Source organism: Klebsiella sp. GG_Kp173 (genome assembly GCF_040062415.1).
Taxonomy (GTDB): domain Bacteria; phylum Pseudomonadota; class Gammaproteobacteria; order Enterobacterales; family Enterobacteriaceae; genus Klebsiella; species Klebsiella quasipneumoniae.
On the sequence record NZ_JBEAFZ010000001.1, the window covers coordinates 264,793 to 279,906 of the forward strand.

Consider the following 15,114-nt stretch of genomic DNA (forward strand, 5'->3'; position numbering starts at 1 on the left):
ACTCAGCCGTGGATAATTTTGTCCATCGCGCGGGCTGGCAGCAGGCGTTTAAGCAGCGCCACCGCGTGGGTGATCAGGGTGACCGGGTAGCGCAGCTTCGGCTTATCGCTGATAAAAGCGTGGCGCACTTTTTCCACTACCGCCTCCGGCCCGAGGGTAAAACGGGCGGCGATGCCCGGGTTTTCAACGGGCTTGTCGCTTTGCGTCTGGTTGACGTTATCGGTAAAGCGGGTGCGGATCGGGCCCGGCTCGATCAGGCTGACCTTGATACCGCTGTGACGCAGCTCCATGCGCAGTGCGTCGGACCATGCCTCGAGGGCGTATTTACTGGCGGCGTAGGCGCCGCGGCCGGGGCTGGCGATAAGCCCCATCACCGACGAGGTCATCACGATGCGACCTTCGCCGTGCGGCGTCATCGCTGGCAGCAGCAGCATGGTGAGCTGATGGGCACCGAAAAAGTTAGCGGAAAACTGCTGTTCCATCTGCTGGCGGCTGATGGTGTTCAGCGGGCCATAGACGCCGTATCCGGCGTTATTGAACAGGCCGTAGAGACGATTATCGGTCAGCGCAAGCACCTCCGCCGCCGCGCGCTCCACGCTCTGCGGGTCGTCCAGATCGAGCAAAATACCGGTTAGCCCCAGCTCCTGCATCCGCGCCACGTCCTCTGCCTTGCGGCAGGCCGCCAGCACGCGAAAGCCCTGGCGGGTTAAATCCAGTGCGCTTTCCAGACCAATTCCGCTGGAACAGCCTGTCACTAAAACCGTTTTTTGCATAACTTTACCTGTCAGCGACCCCTGGCGTTCAGGAGTCATGATTAACTAAGGGAGCCAGCCGGTTCGCCATCCACTCGGCGATAAACGGCTGCGCGTCGCGATTCGGGTGAATGCCGTCGTCCTGCATCCACTGGGGTTTCAGATACACTTCCTCCATAAAAAATGGCAGGAGAGGAATAGCGAACTCTTTGGCCAGGGCCGGGTAAATCGCGCCGAAGGCTTCATTATAGCGGCGGCCATAGTTCGCCGGCAGGTGAATTTGCATCAGCAGCGGCTCGGCGTTGGCCGCTTTGATATCCTTAATAATGGTGCGCAGCGTCTGCTCGGTCTGCTGCGGCGGAAAGCCGCGTAGCCCGTCATTGCCGCCGAGCTCAACCAGCACCCAGCGCGGCTGATGCTGTTTAAGCAGCGCAGGCAGACGGGCCAGCCCTTGCTGGGAGGTATCGCCGCTGATGCTGGCGTTCACCACTGGCGTTTTCGCCTGCCACTTCTCATTGAGCAGCGCAGGCCACGCGGCGTTGGCCGCCATCCGATAGCCAGCGCTCAGGCTGTCGCCGAGGATCAGCAGCGTATCCGCCGCCATCGCGCGGCAGGTAAACAGGAACAAAAACAGGAAAGGCACATGCCAGCGGAAAACATACTTGAAGTTCATCATCTTAAGAAGTCCGTCGGTCAGGGGGAGCATCAGCTCTCCATCCTTACCGGAGTTGAGCTGGTTGTCAAACCGCGGCAGACCATCGCCCTGATCGGCGAGTCGGGCTCCGGTAAATCGACCCTGTTGGCGATCCTCGCCGGCCTGGACGATGGCAGCAGTGGGGAAGTATCGATGCTGGGCAAACCGCTGCATCGGATGGATGAGGAGGCGCGGGCGGCGCTGCGGGCGCAGCACGTCGGTTTTGTCTTTCAGTCGTTTATGCTGATCCCGACGCTCAACGCCCTGGAGAACGTCGAGCTGCCGGCGCTGCTGCGTGGCGCCAGCGATAGCCAGAGCCGGGGCGATGCCCGCGCGCTACTTGAGCAGCTGGGGCTTGGCAAACGCCTGCACCACCTGCCGGCACAGCTCTCCGGCGGTGAACAGCAGCGGGTCGCGCTGGCCCGAGCCTTCAATGGTCGTCCGGCCATTCTGTTCGCCGATGAGCCCACCGGCAACCTCGATCGCCAGACCGGGGATAAAATTGCCGATCTGCTGTTCTCGCTTAATCGCGAACACGGCACCACCCTGATCCTCGTCACTCACGATCCGCTGCTGGCGGCGCGCTGCGACCGTCGTCTGCGCCTGGTGGATGGCCAGCTGCGGGAGGAAGCATGATCGCCCGCTGGTTCTGGCGCGAATGGCGCTCGCCGTCGCTGCTGATCGTCTGGCTGGCGTTAAGCCTCGCCGTGGCCTGCGTGCTGGCCCTGGGGTCGATAAGCGATCGGATGGAGAAAGGCCTCAGCCAGCAAAGCCGTGAGTTTATGGCAGGCGACCGCACGCTGCGCAGTTCGCGCGAGGTGCCCGCTGAGTGGATCGCGAAAGCGCGCCAGTCAGGGCTGAGCGTCAGCGAACAGCTGAGCTTCGCCACCATGACCTTTGCGGGCGATACGCCGCAGCTGGCGGACGTCAAGGCGGTGGATGACCGCTATCCGCTGTATGGCACTCTCGAGACGCAGCCGCCGGGGCTGAAGCCACAGGCGGGCAGCGTGCTGCTGGCGCCAAGGTTGATGGCGCTGCTGAACCTGAAAACCGGCGATACGATTGACGTTGGCGACGCCACGCTGCGCATTGCCGGGGAAGTGATTCAGGAGCCGGATGCGGGGTTCAACCCCTTCCAGATGGCGCCGCGGCTGATGATGAATATGGCCGACGTGGCAAAGACCGGCGCCGTGCAGCCCGGGAGTCGCGTCGCATGGCGCTATAAGTTCGCCGGCGACGCTGAACAGCTGGCCAATTATGAGCAGTGGCTGCTGCCGAAACTCGGCCCGGAGCATCGCTGGATTGGTCTTGACCAGGACGACAGCGCGCTGGGCAAATCCCTCGAACGCTCGCAGCAATTCCTGTTGTTATCCGCGCTGCTGACGCTGCTGCTGGCCGTCGCGGCGGTGGCCGTGGCGATGGGCCACTACTGCCGCAGCCGCTACGATCTGGTCGCCATACTCAAGACGCTGGGCGCCGGACGGGCGCAGCTGCGCAAGCTGATTGTCGGCCAATGGCTGCTGCTGTTGACGCTGTCGCTGATAACCGGCGGGGCAGCAGGGCTAGCGCTGGAGCGCCTGCTGCTGCTGGTGCTCAAACCGGTTCTGCCCGCCGCGCTCCCGCCGGCCAGCGGCTGGCCGTGGCTGTGGGCGGTGGGCGCGACCGGCGTGATTTCCCTGCTGGTGGGCCTGCGCCCCTATCGGCTGCTGCTGGCGACCCTGCCGCTGCGGGTGCTGCGTCAGGACGTGGTGGCTAACGTCTGGCCGCTGAAAATCTGGATCCCGACGGTCAGCGCCGTGGTGGTGGGCCTGCTGGCGTGGCTGATGGGCGGCAGCCCCCTGCTGTGGTCGGTGCTGGCCGGGGCGGTGGTGCTGGCGCTGCTGTGCGGCCTGGTGGGCTGGGGATTGCTGTGGCTGCTCAAACGCCTGACGCTCAGCGCCTTGCCGCTGCGCCTGGCGGTGAACCGCCTGCTGCGCCAGCCGTGGTCGACCCTCAGCCAGCTGGCGGCGTTTTCCCTGTCGTTTATGCTGCTGGCGCTGCTGCTGGTGCTGCGCGGCGATCTGCTCGACCGCTGGCAGCAGCAGCTGCCCCCGGAGAGCCCAAACTACTTCCTGATCAATATCGCCCCTGAGCAGATAATGCCGGTGAAGACTTTCCTCGCCGAACACCAGACGCGGGCGGCGGAATTTTATCCGATCGTCCGGGCTCGTCTGACGCAGATCAACGGCCACTCCACGGACGGGAACAAAGACGAAGCGCTGAATCGCGAGCTTAATCTCACCTGGAGCGAACAGCGTCCGTATCATAATCCGCTGGTGGCCGGCAACTGGCCGCCGAAGCCGGGCGAGGTATCGATTGAAGAGGGACTGGCGCAGCGGCTGGGGGTGAAGATCGGCGATACGGTGACCTTTACCGGCGATACTCAGGACTTCAGCGCGAAGGTGAGCAGCGTGCGCAAAGTCGACTGGGAGAGCCTGCGGCCCAACTTCTTCTTTATTTTCCCCTCCGGGGCGCTGGACGGGCAGCCGCAGAGCTGGCTCACCAGCTTCCGCTGGGATAACGGTCCCGCGATGTTGACCCAGTTGAACCGCGAGTTTCCCACCGTTAGCCTGTTGGATATCGGCGCCATCCTGCGTCAGGTCGGCCAGGTGCTCTCCCAGGTCAGCCGGGCGCTGGAGGTGATGGTGGGCCTGGTCACGGCCTGCGGCGTGCTGCTGTTGCTGGCGCAGGTCCAGGTCGGTATGCGCCAGCGTCATCAGGAGCTGGTGGTCTGGCGCACGCTGGGGGCCGGAAAATCGCTGCTGCGCGCCACGCTGTGGGCGGAGTTTGCCCTGCTGGGGCTGGTCTCCGGCCTGGTGGCGGCGATAGGCGCGGAAGTGGCGCTGGCGATGCTGCAGACGAAAGTCTTTGATTTCCCCTGGACGCCGGACTGGCGGCTGTGGGTGATGCTGCCGCTGACGGGGGCGGTGTTGTTATCCCTGTGCGGCGGCGGGCTGGGGCTGCGTTTGTTAAAAGGGAAAGCGTTGTTCCGTCAGTTTAGCCAGTAAGATTATTGCATTTTGATGATGCGCCGCCGTTTTTGGCGGCGCTTTTATTTTAAGCGCACAAATTGATAACTCGTTGATTTTTAAGCGCACAAAACATTAAAAAACCGACAACACGCTGTACTGATTCGCGGTTAATATTCAGCTGGTAAATATAAGGTTGCTTATTAATCAAGGAAAAACTATGGCACATAAAATAAAAGCGCTGGCGATCTCGATCGGCGCAACACTGGTGTTCACTTCATTTGCTTCTCACGCGGAGATCACGCTGCTGAAACAAGATCCGCAGGCGGGCGATCCGTTAAGCCGGCTTAACTTTACCGTCGGCGGGAGTATTCGTCCGCAATTCAACATGATGACCGGCGATGGCGATAAAGGCTCCTATAAGCGTAACGGTTTCGACGGCGGCACCCGTTTCCGCTTCGCGGCGGATTACTACCTGTTCGATGATATTAGCTGGATCAGCTACTACGAACTGGGGGTGAACATTCCGGCGCTGTTCGACTGGGATAACCACTACGCGGAAGGGGCGAACAATACTACCCGCCGCATGCTGTATACCGGCCTGAAAAGCGATACCTGGGGGACGTTAACCTACGGTCAGCAAAACAGTATTTACTATGATGTGGTCGGGGTGAAAACCGATATCTGGGACTACGATATGATTGCCCAGGCGCCGGGCAACGGCATTAACGGCGATTACGATGGTTCTTATCGTTCACGTAATATGCTGAAATATAAGAAAACCGTTGGCGATGTCGATCTTTACGGCTCTTATCTGTTCGAAGACAGCGAATACCTGCCGGGTAACGGTCTGCGCTATAAACGTAAAGGCGGCGGTTCTGTTGGCGCGGACTACCACATCATGAAGGATCTGACCTGGGGGACCGCGTGGAACTACACCCGCGCCGAAATGCGCGACCCGTCAAGCGCCGACAGCAAAACCTATGACCAGAACATCGTCGGTACCGCGCTGAGCTGGACCCCGGATAACTGGACCTTCTCCTTCGGCGGCGGCTGGTATCAGAACTTCCTCACCACCAAAAAAACCGATGTGCATAATTACTTCGCCGGCGACGCCTGGGGGATTGAATATTTTGCGGGCTATAAATTCCCGATCAATCAATACGCTGTTAAATCTATTCAGCCGTACTTTATGGGCGACCGCCTGCAGTACGTGAATGGCCGCAACTACCAGCGTATCGATAACGGTCTAGGGATTAGCTTCCAGCTGGATTACGGTTTCCGCGTTGACTACGAGCACGTGTTTACCTCCAGCACCGACAATCTGGGCGATATGAACCTGGTGCGTCTGCGCTACGACTTCTAAGCGGTCACATCTCCCCGGTCGCGATGCGCTCACCGGGGCTACAAATCGTGCCGACCGGTAGCCCGGCTAAGGCGTTTACGCCGCAAGCCGGGACAATCGAGCATGCGATTACTTCTCCAGCCAGGCGGCGACCTCTTGCCAGCTGCCGCGAAAAATAATCTTCCCGGCTTTTTTCCCCAACTGATAGCGATACATCGGGTCGTAGTATTCTTCCAGTAGCGGCACCAGCCAGGCGAAGTGCGCCTCGGTGCTGGCGGTGCGCTGCTGCTGCGCCAGCGCCTCATCGAGGCGTTCAGTGAGCTGGGCAAAACGCTGCAGCCCCAGGCGACGGCGGATGGCAAACAGGCCGTGATGCAGATACTCGCCGTATGCCTGCCAGCCTTTCTCTTCGCCATAGGCGGCGATAAAGTCGCGATACATGCGATCGAAATACTCCTCGCGCAGCCGTTCGAGGCGAACGTCAAACGGATCTTCCACCACCGCCAGCGGCGATTGCGCCATGCGGATGCGCAGGCACTCCGGCAGATGGTTGGCGCCGATCATATGGCCTTCATCTTCCAGCACCCAGCGCGTCTGCTGTTCGGCTTTTTTGAGCAGGCTGACCGCCAGGTGGTTTTCAAAGGTGGCTTGCGGATGCTGCGGCTGTAGCGTGCGGCCAAACGAAGAGCCGCGGTGGTGGGCATGGCCCTCCAAATCGATACCGTCCGGTCGCGAGCAAACCAGCTGGGTTTTGCCGTTGCCGGTGCAGCCGCCAATCAGCACGATCGGCCGCTGTACCAGCGCGTCGGTAGCCTGGATCGCCGCCTGGCGCAGCGCTTTATAGCCGCCGACGATCAGGGGGTAATCCACGCCAGCTTCTTTCAGCCACTGCTGGACAATATGCGAGCGCTGGCCGCCGCGGGCGCAGCACAGGTAACCGTGCGGGTAACGGGCGCATGCTTCCAGCCATGACCGGATCCGGCTGGCGCGCAGATCGCCCTGAACCAGCTTATGGCCGAGCGCCAGCGCCGCTTCCGGCCCCTGGCGCTTATAGCAGGTGCCGACTGCGGCGCGTTCTTCATCATTCATCAGCGGCAGGTTGATCGCCGCCGGCATCGCGCTTTGGCTAAACTCCACCGGGGCGCGTACGTCAATCAGTGGCGTATCGCTGGCGAGAATGGCGCGATAATCCGTCCCATTGGTCATGGGGTATCCTCTGAAGTCAAAACAGAAATGGGCTTTACAGCAAGGGGGGGATTGTACGCGCCTCAAGGTGTGCCGGGGAAGGGGATAGATCAAATCCCCGGCACGAAGAGTTTAGCTGAGCTGCGATTGCGCCCAGAACAGACCGCTGGTGTACTCCGCTGGCAGCAGCGGCTTGATCGCTTCCAGCGTCGCGCTCAGACGGTCAGTATCGCTGTCGGTCAGGTTCAGGTGGCCGACTTTACGACCCGGGCGCACCTCTTTATCGTACCAGTGCAGGTGGACCAGCGGCAGCTTCAGCCAGTCGTAATTGAGATCGGTGCCGATCAGGTTGATCATTACCGACGGGTTGTTAACCACTGGCGGTGGCAGCGGCAGGCCGGTAATCGCTCGCAGATGCAGCTCAAACTGGCTGATGGAGGCGCCATTTTGCGTCCAGTGGCCGCTGTTGTGCACGCGCGGCGCCAGCTCGTTGATCAGCAGTCCCTCGGCAGTGACGAAGCACTCCATCGCCATCACGCCGACGTAGTTAAGCTCGTTCATGATCGCCGTCAGCATGCTTTCCGCTTGCTCCTGCTGTCGGACATTGGCCTGCGGGAAGGCGACGCTGGCGCGCAGAATACCGTCCTGATGCAGGTTGCGGGTCAGCGGGTAGAAGACGGTGCTGCCGTCATGGGCGCGGGCACCCACCAGCGACACTTCGCCGGAGAAGTTAATCCCCTGCTCGACGATGCACTCGCCGTAGTTATCGGCCGGTAGCTGATCGATCTCGTTTTCCCGCAGACGCCACTGGCCGCGGCCGTCGTAACCGCCAACGCGACGCTTAACGATCGCCAGTTCGCCAAGGCGGGCAAACACCGCCGGCCACTCGCTTTTATCCGCCAGCAGCTGCCACGGGGCAGTGGCGAGACCAAGCTTGTCAAACAGCTGCTTTTGCGTCAGGCGATCGGCGATAATTGGGAAGACGTCGCGGTTGACGAACGCCGGGTGGCGGGCCAGCTCGCGGGTGAGGGCGGTTTCCGGCCAGCGTTCAATTTCTGCCGTGATGACGCTCTGCTGGAATGGCACCGCTTCCGGATCGGCTTCCAGCCCCACCGGCCAGACGGCGATACCCAGCGGCTCGCCGGCCTGGCGCAGCATACGGCCTAACTGGCCGTTGCCGAGTACGCATACCTGTTTCATGCCGCACCCCGCGGGTCCGGGTTATCCAGCACTTCATCGGTTTGCGCCTGGCGCCAGGCGCTCAGGCGCTGGTGGAGTTCAGCATCATGCTGGGCGAGGATCTGCGCGGCGAGCAGACCGGCGTTCGCGGCGCCGGCTTTGCCGATGGCCAGTGTGCCGACCGGAATACCGCGCGGCATCTGAACAATGGAGTAAAGGCTGTCGACACCGCTTAAGGCTGCGCTCTGAACCGGTACGCCGAGGACTGGCACCAGGGTTTTCGCCGCAATCATGCCCGGCAGATGCGCCGCGCCGCCTGCCCCGGCAATAATCACCTGATAGCCATTGCTTTCGGCGCTTTCAGCGAAGCTGAACAGCTTATCGGGCGTGCGATGGGCGGAGACCACTTCGACATGGTACGGAACGTTCAGGGCATCAAGAATTTCTGCGGTAAATTGCATGGTAGCCCAGTCGCTTTTGGACCCCATCACGATGGCGATACGCGCCGGATTATTGCGGGAAGACATGCGTCTTAAAACTCCTGTGGGTGTGTTTCACACTGCTTTAGAGGCCACAGAGAATAGCATGAACTGCCGGCAAGGAAAACGGTTGCGTGTGCATGGTTAGCCGTCTTTTGTCTCACTCTGCGATGACGACGATCGCGGCTTATTGGCCTTGATCTCATTCATGCAACAAGTGATAAGCAGTACTAACCCCCAGGGGAGCATCAGGATGCCCATCATCAGTAAATAGATTTGTACCAGTCGGCTCTCGTGAGGGCGGGTACAGAGCAAATAAATGGCATAGAAATAAATAGCCCACGCCAGCATCGCACACCAGACAAACGTCAGCGTGTTGCCGAGAGCGACGCCGATTAAGGCGATATAACTTATCCCTAACGGATTGAGGATCGCGATGATCATTCCCCAGATCAGCGGCTGGCTCCACTTTTCCCTGCTCATGCTCGTTCCTTGAGAGTGATGTTGTGGAAGACTAGCATGCGCAATGCCGGCAGGAGCATATCTCCGTCCAGGCAAGAGGGGATTTCAGAATTGTGCTCGCGCAGGAATTAGAACGGGAAATGGATCAGTTCGACGTCGTCCGGCGTCACCTTCACCATCGAACCTTCGCTGTGCCAGGCGCCGAGTACCACGCGCCATGCGGGCTGGCCGTTGGCCTGCAGGTCATGGACCGCCGGGCGATGGGTATGGCCGTGGATTAGCCACTGCACGTGATGCCGCTCCATGGCGTTAACCACCGCCTGTGGATTCACATCCATAATTTCCATTGATTTGCTGCTATTGGCGGCTTTGCTGTCGGCGCGCATGCGGGCGGCGATGCGGCGGCGGACAAACAGCGGCAGAGCCAGGAACAGACGCTGGATCCACGGGGTGTGGACTTTCGCGCGAAACGCCAGATAGCCTTGGTCATCGGTGCACAGCGTGTCGCCATGCATAATCAAGACGTCACGGCCATAGAGGTCCAGTCGCTCTTCTTCGGCGAGCAGGATCATCCCGCTCTGACGGGCGAAGCGCTGGCCGACGAGAAAATCGCGGTTGCCGTGAATGAAGTAGCAGGGCACGCCGGCGTCGACGACGGCTTTGATTGCCGTAGCGATTTGCTGATGCAACGGGTTGGGATCGTCATCGCCGATCCACGCCTCAAACAGATCGCCAAGGATATACAGGGCGTCCGCCTGACGGGCTTCCCCCTGTAAAAAACGCAGAAAACCGGCGGTGATCGCCGGTTCTTCTGTTTGCAGGTGCAAATCTGCAATAAAAAGTGTCGCCACGAATTACTCGCTGACGGTGACGCTTTTGATGATCACATCGTCTTTCGGCACATCCTGGTGCATGCCGCTGCGGCCGGTGGCAACCGCTTTGATTTTGTCAACCACGTCCATGCCTTCAACCACTTCCGCGAAGACGCAGTAGCCCCAGCCCTGCAGGCTTTCGCCGGAGAAGTTCAGGAAGTCGTTGTCAACCACGTTGATGAAGAACTGCGCGGTGGCAGAGTGCGGCGCCTGAGTACGGGCCATCGCCAGCGTGCCGCGGGTGTTTTTCAGACCGTTGTTCGCTTCGTTCTGAATCGGAGATTTGGTCGCTTTTTGTTTCATGCCAGGTTCAAAACCGCCGCCCTGAATCATGAAGCCGTTGATAACACGGTGGAAAATGGTGTTGTCGTAGAAACCTTCGCGGCAGTAGTCCAGGAAGTTTTTAACTGTTTCCGGCGCTTTGTCGTCAAACGTTTTGATTACGATATCGCCATGATTGGTGTGGAAAGTAACCATTTTTGCATCCTGTTCCGATGAGTGTGGTGCCAGCACCCGGTGTCGGGTGAGATATAGGGGGGTGTTATAGCATAACCGCGGGGGTCGATGCACCTTGCAATGTGTGCTGCGTCCTGTCTGAATTATGGGTATTATAGAGGCTTCATTACCCACACACGTCTACACGGAATCTTCGATGTTAAAAATTTTTAATACACTGACGCGCCAGAAAGAGGAATTTAAACCTATCCATGCCGGGGAAGTCGGCATGTACGTGTGTGGTATTACCGTTTACGATCTCTGTCACATCGGCCATGGGCGTACCTTCGTCTCCTTTGACGTTGTGGCGCGTTATCTGCGTTTTCTCGGCTATAAGCTGAAGTACGTGCGCAATATCACCGATATCGACGACAAAATCATTAAGCGCGCTAATGAAAACGGCGAAAGCTTTGTCGCGCTGGTCGATCGGATGATCGCCGAAATGCACAAGGATTTTGACGCCCTGAATATTTTGCGTCCCGACAGCGAGCCGCGCGCGACGCATCATATTGCGGAGATCATCGAGATTACCGAGCAACTGATCGCCAAAGGCCATGCCTATGTGGCGGATAACGGCGACGTAATGTTCGATGTGCCGACAGACCCGAACTACGGTTTGCTGTCGCGTCAGGATCTCGATCAGCTGCAGGCGGGGGCGCGCGTCGACGTGGTTGACGTCAAGCGTAATCCGATGGACTTCGTCCTGTGGAAGATGTCGAAAGAGGGCGAGCCAAGCTGGCCGTCGCCGTGGGGCGCAGGCCGTCCGGGATGGCATATCGAGTGCTCGGCGATGAACTGCAAACAGCTGGGCAACCATTTTGACATTCACGGCGGCGGTTCCGATCTGATGTTCCCGCATCACGAAAACGAAATCGCTCAGTCCACCTGCGCCCATGACGGCGAGTACGTTAACTACTGGATGCACTCCGGCATGGTGATGGTCGACCGCGAGAAGATGTCGAAATCGCTGGGCAACTTCTTTACCGTCCGCGACGTGCTGAAGTATTACGATGCCGAGACCATTCGCTACTTCCTGATGTCCGGCCACTATCGCAGCCAGCTGAACTATAGCGAAGAGAACCTCAAGCAGGCGCGTTCGGCGCTGGAGCGTCTGTATACTGCGCTGCGCGGTACCGACAAATCCGTCGATGCGGCGGGCGGCGAAGCCTTCGAAGCACGCTTTATCGAGGCGATGGACGATGACTTCAACACCCCGGAAGCCTACTCGGTGCTGTTCGATATGGCTCGCGAAGTGAACCGTCTGAAAACCGAGGACGCGGCCGCGGCGAACGCCATGGCGGCCCACCTGCGTAAGCTTGCGTCGGTGCTGGGGCTGCTGGAGCAGGAGCCGGACGCCTTCCTGCAGAGCGGTGCGCAGGCTGACGACGCGGAAGTGGCGGAAATTGAATCGCTTATCCAGCAGCGTCTGGACGCGCGTAAAGCGAAAGACTGGGCGGCGGCGGATGCGGCGCGCGATCGTCTTAACGAGATGGGTATCGTGCTGGAAGATGGCCCGCAGGGCACCACCTGGCGCCGGAAGTAAGCCATAAAAAAACGCCCGCTTAAGCGGGCGTTTTCCTTTTCGCGGTCAGGCCGTGACGGTCACGCTCTGGCCTTCAAAGCTCACTGTCTGACCGGCGACGATTTTGCAGCGTTTGCGAGTTTCCACCGCACCGTCGACTTTTACCAGCCCGTCGGCGATGGCGATCTTCGCCTGGGCGCCGCTTTCGCTCCAGCCTTCGAGTTTCAGCAGATCGCACAGCTCAACGTGCGGGTGTTTTCCTAAGGAAAATGTCGCCATCTCAGGCCTCCTCAACGTCGTGGTACTCTTCGCACGCCTGCAGCGTGTTCTGAATCAGAGTGGCGACGGTCATCGGGCCAACGCCGCCGGGAACCGGGGTGATGTAGGAGGCGCGTTCAGCGGCATCTTCATACACCACGTCGCCGACCACTTTGCCGCTTTCCAGACGGTTAATGCCGACATCGACCACAATCGCCCCTTCTTTGATCCATTCGCCAGGAATAAAGCCCGGTTTACCCACCGCGACGATCAGCAGGTCGGCGTTTTCGACATGATGGCGCAGGTTTTTGGTAAAGCGGTGGGTGACGGTGGTGGTGCAGCCGGCCAGCAGCAGCTCCATGCTCATCGGGCGGCCGACGATATTGGAGGCGCCAATGACCACCGCATTCAGGCCGTAGGTGTCGATATTGTAGCGTTCCAGCAGCGTCACGATACCGCGTGGGGTGCACGGACGCAGGCGCGGCGCCCGCTGGCACAGGCGGCCAACGTTGTAAGGATGGAAGCCGTCAACGTCTTTATCCGGCGCGATGCGCTCAAGAACTTTGACGTTATCTATCCCTGCAGGCAGGGGCAGCTGAACCAGAATACCGTCGATGGTCTTATCGGCATTCAGGGTGTCGATAAGCTCCAGCAGCTCGGCTTCGCTGGTGGTTTCCGGGAGATCGTAAGAGCGGGAGACGAAGCCCACTTCTTCACATGCTTTGCGCTTGCTGCCGACATAAATCTGCGAGGCCGGGTTGCTGCCGACCAGCACGACGGCCAGCCCAGGGGCGCGTTTTCCGGCCGCAACGCGAGCCTTCACTTTTTCCGCAACCTCAAAGCGTACCTGCTGCGCAATCGTTTTACCGTCAATAATTTTTGCTGCCATCAGAGAGAGGATTCCATCTGTATCTTTACGAAAGGGGGATGAGGATATTTTGTCAGAAGCCGGCCTCGCTGTCAGTCCTCGTTTGCTGTTTTATCCTGTCCGGGGCGAATTTAGCCTGTTTTGACCCTGGTTATTACATGGTTATTGGTGCGTTGCGCCTGGCCACTCAGTCGATTTACTGGCGTAAGAGCCCCGCTGGTACGCTTCTTGTACAGTTGGTGGAGGATATTTCGCCAGCGTCGTATAAGCCCCGCAGTTTCCTGGCAAAATGGATTGACTCAACCGACGTGGACCGTATAATTCCAGGCGTTTCACTCCGCGAAGCACTCGCTTCTCAGGGCGCCCTTAGCTCAGCTGGATAGAGCAACGGCCTTCTAAGCCGTAGGTCACAGGTTCGAATCCTGTAGGGCGTGCCATTAATAATCAATCACTTAATTACTTCCTCCAGTCGCTGATTTTTCCTTGTGGGACATATGTGGGACATATGTGGGACATCTTCTGCAAAAATCGAGTCAATTTGACGTGCGTGTTTAGTCAGGTGGTTCGGCGCCAGGTGAGCATATCGACGGACCATTTCGATGATTCTAATGTCTTGCAGTGTCTGTCGGACGATGGCCAGTGAGAGTACAGCATTACGGCTCTGTAATATCGAACAGAATGGTTAATGCTGGTTATAGCTGAGTGCAGAATAAGCGCTCTGCAGGAATGTGAAAATATGTTGACGGTAACAGGCTAATAGTCATTATAGCTTTAGGTTATGTCTGACTGGGTTAAGTATCGCATTTTAAGCTGGCGTGAAGTACAGTTGTTAAAGATCAATATTGAACACTATTTGAAAGCATACCCTCGATGTTCATCCACTGCCTGGAAAGATCCAAATGAACATCAAATTCGTCGTCATCTCCGTATTCGCTGTTGTGTGTGTCTTTGCATCAGATATTTCCATCGCCAAATCGAATTCCTTAAGCGATGATCAGGTCAGGCAAAGAATTATTGATGACTCTGTCGCATCCTATCCCGGTACCTGTGCCTGTCCCTTCAATACCGCCCGGAACGGCAGCTCGTGCGGTGGCCGCAGCGCCTGGAGCAAAGTTGGTGGGTACTCACCTATTTGCTACAAGAAAGAGGTAACAAAGGAGATGGTGAAGGCGTGGCGACAAGAGAATCAATGATAATAATCATTATCTGAACCAGGTGATTACTTACACTGGAATAGTAGGTTAAATAATATTAAATGATTATTTCGAATACGGCAGGCCATTTGCAGTAAGCACTGTTCTGTTAGAGGCGGCAGAGGCCACGGCATATATTATTTAACCTTGTGATATTTGACCCCAGCTAATCTTTTTCCCCTCTCTGACGGATTAAGTGCCACGTATCCTGTTACGAAGAGCACGGGGTTATCACACATAAGACACTCCCTCTTCTCACGACAAAACCGGTTCAGCGTGTTGTGTGTGGAGACAGTACCCATCAACTCAATCTGATAACAAAAAGTTTAATTTTTTTCCCCGCCGCCCTGACTATAGTTAGGGCACTTTCACTTGCCCAAAAGGTCACGATTATGAAATTAGTTATCGCCTCCGTAATTTCCCTTCTCAGCTTCAGCGCGCTGGCGGCGCCAGAGGGCACGCTCAGCGTACACATTCTTAATCAGCAAACCGGGCTCCCTTCGCCGGGTGTGCAGATTGAGCTGGATAAGCAGCAAGGGGAGAGCTGGCAGCATATCGCCACCGGCAAAACGGATGCCGATGGGCGGATTAAATCGCTCTATCCGCAGGCAGAGAATATGGAGCCGGGGGTTTATAAAGTGACGTTTAAAACCGGTGACTATTTTAAAAGCCAAAACATGAATACGTTCTTCCCGGTGATTCCGGTTATTTTCAATGTCACAAAGCAAAATCAAAAACTGCATATCCCGCTGTTGCTCAGTCAGTACGGATACTCTACCTACCGCGGCAGCTGATGACCCAA

At 58.2% G+C, this 15,114-nt stretch carries 17 protein-coding genes, 1 tRNA gene and 1 pseudogene; 7 read left to right on the plus strand and 12 right to left on the minus strand.

All coding sequences use genetic code 11. The annotated features are described in order from the left end of the window. Positions 1–2: 2 nt before the first annotated feature. Positions 3–812 carry an SDR family oxidoreductase gene (locus ABLU50_RS01295; protein WP_176391532.1) on the minus strand — a complete coding sequence of 270 codons (810 nt, stop codon included), beginning with the start codon at positions 810–812 and terminating at the stop codon, positions 3–5. Continuing rightward, positions 802–1,425: a multifunctional acyl-CoA thioesterase I/protease I/lysophospholipase L1 gene (gene tesA, locus ABLU50_RS01300; protein ID WP_025999119.1), complete on the minus strand. Its 624-nt coding sequence runs from the start codon at positions 1,423–1,425 to the stop codon at positions 802–804. The genes ABLU50_RS01295 and tesA overlap by 11 nt, the downstream gene beginning before the upstream one ends. On the opposite strand from tesA, the gene ybbA reads away from it, so the two are divergent. Together ybbA and ybbP are read left to right on the plus strand one after the other, a co-directional pair. Further along, complete coding sequence (ybbA, locus tag ABLU50_RS01305; RefSeq protein ID WP_004146399.1) at positions 1,396–2,082, plus strand: putative ABC transporter ATP-binding protein YbbA; 687 nt, start codon at positions 1,396–1,398, stop codon at positions 2,080–2,082. The genes tesA and ybbA overlap by 30 nt on opposite strands. Beyond that, positions 2,079–4,493 (plus strand): putative ABC transporter permease subunit YbbP, encoded by a 2,415-nt coding sequence (ybbP, locus tag ABLU50_RS01310; RefSeq protein WP_087832565.1) that lies wholly within the window; start codon positions 2,079–2,081, stop codon positions 4,491–4,493. Before ybbA ends, ybbP begins: the two co-directional genes overlap by 4 nt. Here ybbP and ABLU50_RS01315 read toward each other — a convergent pair. Further along, positions 4,455–4,583, minus strand: coding sequence for a hypothetical protein (locus ABLU50_RS01315; protein ID WP_032426074.1), 129 nt, complete (start codon positions 4,581–4,583; stop codon positions 4,455–4,457). The genes ybbP and ABLU50_RS01315 overlap by 39 nt on opposite strands. A 91-nt stretch (positions 4,584–4,674) precedes the next feature. On the opposite strand from ABLU50_RS01315, the gene ABLU50_RS01320 reads away from it, so the two are divergent. Continuing rightward, the gene (locus ABLU50_RS01320; protein ID WP_087832564.1) at positions 4,675–5,820 is read left to right on the plus strand and encodes a porin; all 1,146 of its coding nucleotides are present in this window, start codon (positions 4,675–4,677) and stop codon (positions 5,818–5,820) included. Positions 5,821–5,928: 108 nt separating this feature from the next. Here ABLU50_RS01320 and mnmH read toward each other — a convergent pair whose 3' ends face one another. The 6 genes from mnmH to ppiB form a co-directional block, all read right to left on the minus strand. Continuing rightward, positions 5,929–7,005, minus strand: a complete 1,077-nt coding sequence (gene mnmH / locus ABLU50_RS01325) for a tRNA 2-selenouridine(34) synthase MnmH (RefSeq protein ID WP_064188059.1) — start codon at positions 7,003–7,005, stop codon at positions 5,929–5,931. 111 nt (positions 7,006–7,116) lie between these two features. After that, positions 7,117–8,184, minus strand: a complete 1,068-nt coding sequence (gene purK, locus ABLU50_RS01330) for a 5-(carboxyamino)imidazole ribonucleotide synthase (RefSeq protein ID WP_087832563.1) — start codon at positions 8,182–8,184, stop codon at positions 7,117–7,119. Continuing rightward, positions 8,181–8,690 (minus strand): 5-(carboxyamino)imidazole ribonucleotide mutase, encoded by a 510-nt coding sequence (purE, locus tag ABLU50_RS01335; protein WP_057213754.1) that lies wholly within the window; start codon positions 8,688–8,690, stop codon positions 8,181–8,183. Before purE ends, purK begins: the two co-directional genes overlap by 4 nt. A gap of 96 nt (positions 8,691–8,786) precedes the next feature. Beyond that, complete coding sequence (locus tag ABLU50_RS01340; protein WP_087832562.1) at positions 8,787–9,125, minus strand: hypothetical protein; 339 nt, start codon at positions 9,123–9,125, stop codon at positions 8,787–8,789. Between the two features lie 107 nt (positions 9,126–9,232). Then, entirely contained in the window at positions 9,233–9,955 is a 723-nt protein-coding gene (gene lpxH / locus ABLU50_RS01345; RefSeq protein ID WP_004204708.1) for a UDP-2,3-diacylglucosamine diphosphatase, read from the minus strand. A 3-nt stretch (positions 9,956–9,958) separates the two neighbouring features. Continuing rightward, positions 9,959–10,453 carry a peptidylprolyl isomerase B gene (ppiB, locus tag ABLU50_RS01350; protein ID WP_004151319.1) on the minus strand — a complete coding sequence of 165 codons (495 nt, stop codon included), beginning with the start codon at positions 10,451–10,453 and terminating at the stop codon, positions 9,959–9,961. 175 nt (positions 10,454–10,628) lie between these two features. Between ppiB and cysS the strand changes: the two genes are divergently transcribed. Then, the gene (gene cysS, locus ABLU50_RS01355) at positions 10,629–12,014 is read left to right on the plus strand and encodes a cysteine--tRNA ligase (RefSeq protein ID WP_004204706.1); all 1,386 of its coding nucleotides are present in this window, start codon (positions 10,629–10,631) and stop codon (positions 12,012–12,014) included. 45 nt (positions 12,015–12,059) lie between these two features. Here cysS and ybcJ read toward each other — a convergent pair whose 3' ends face one another. Both ybcJ and folD read right to left on the minus strand, forming a co-directional pair. Next, a complete protein-coding gene (ybcJ, locus tag ABLU50_RS01360; protein WP_004143016.1) occupies positions 12,060–12,272 on the minus strand; it encodes a ribosome-associated protein YbcJ in 213 nt (70 codons plus the stop codon). 1 nt (position 12,273) lies between these two features. Then, complete coding sequence (gene folD, locus ABLU50_RS01365; protein ID WP_087832561.1) at positions 12,274–13,140, minus strand: bifunctional methylenetetrahydrofolate dehydrogenase/methenyltetrahydrofolate cyclohydrolase FolD; 867 nt, start codon at positions 13,138–13,140, stop codon at positions 12,274–12,276. Between the two features lie 339 nt (positions 13,141–13,479). Here folD and ABLU50_RS01370 point away from each other — a divergent pair. Continuing rightward, positions 13,480–13,556, plus strand: a tRNA-Arg gene (locus ABLU50_RS01370). An 11-nt stretch (positions 13,557–13,567) separates the two neighbouring features. On the opposite strand, the pseudogene ABLU50_RS01375 reads toward ABLU50_RS01370, so the two are convergent. After that, a pseudogene (locus tag ABLU50_RS01375) lies at positions 13,568–13,720 on the minus strand (hypothetical protein); the annotation flags it as partial. Positions 13,721–14,018: 298 nt separating this feature from the next. Between ABLU50_RS01375 and ABLU50_RS01380 the strand changes: the two are divergent. Next, on the plus strand, positions 14,019–14,312 hold the full coding sequence (locus ABLU50_RS01380) for a hypothetical protein (protein ID WP_087832560.1): 294 nt from the start codon (positions 14,019–14,021) through the stop codon (positions 14,310–14,312). A gap of 392 nt (positions 14,313–14,704) precedes the next feature. Next, on the plus strand, positions 14,705–15,106 hold the full coding sequence (gene uraH / locus ABLU50_RS01385) for a hydroxyisourate hydrolase (protein ID WP_002892366.1): 402 nt from the start codon (positions 14,705–14,707) through the stop codon (positions 15,104–15,106). Positions 15,107–15,114: the final 8 nt, after the last annotated feature.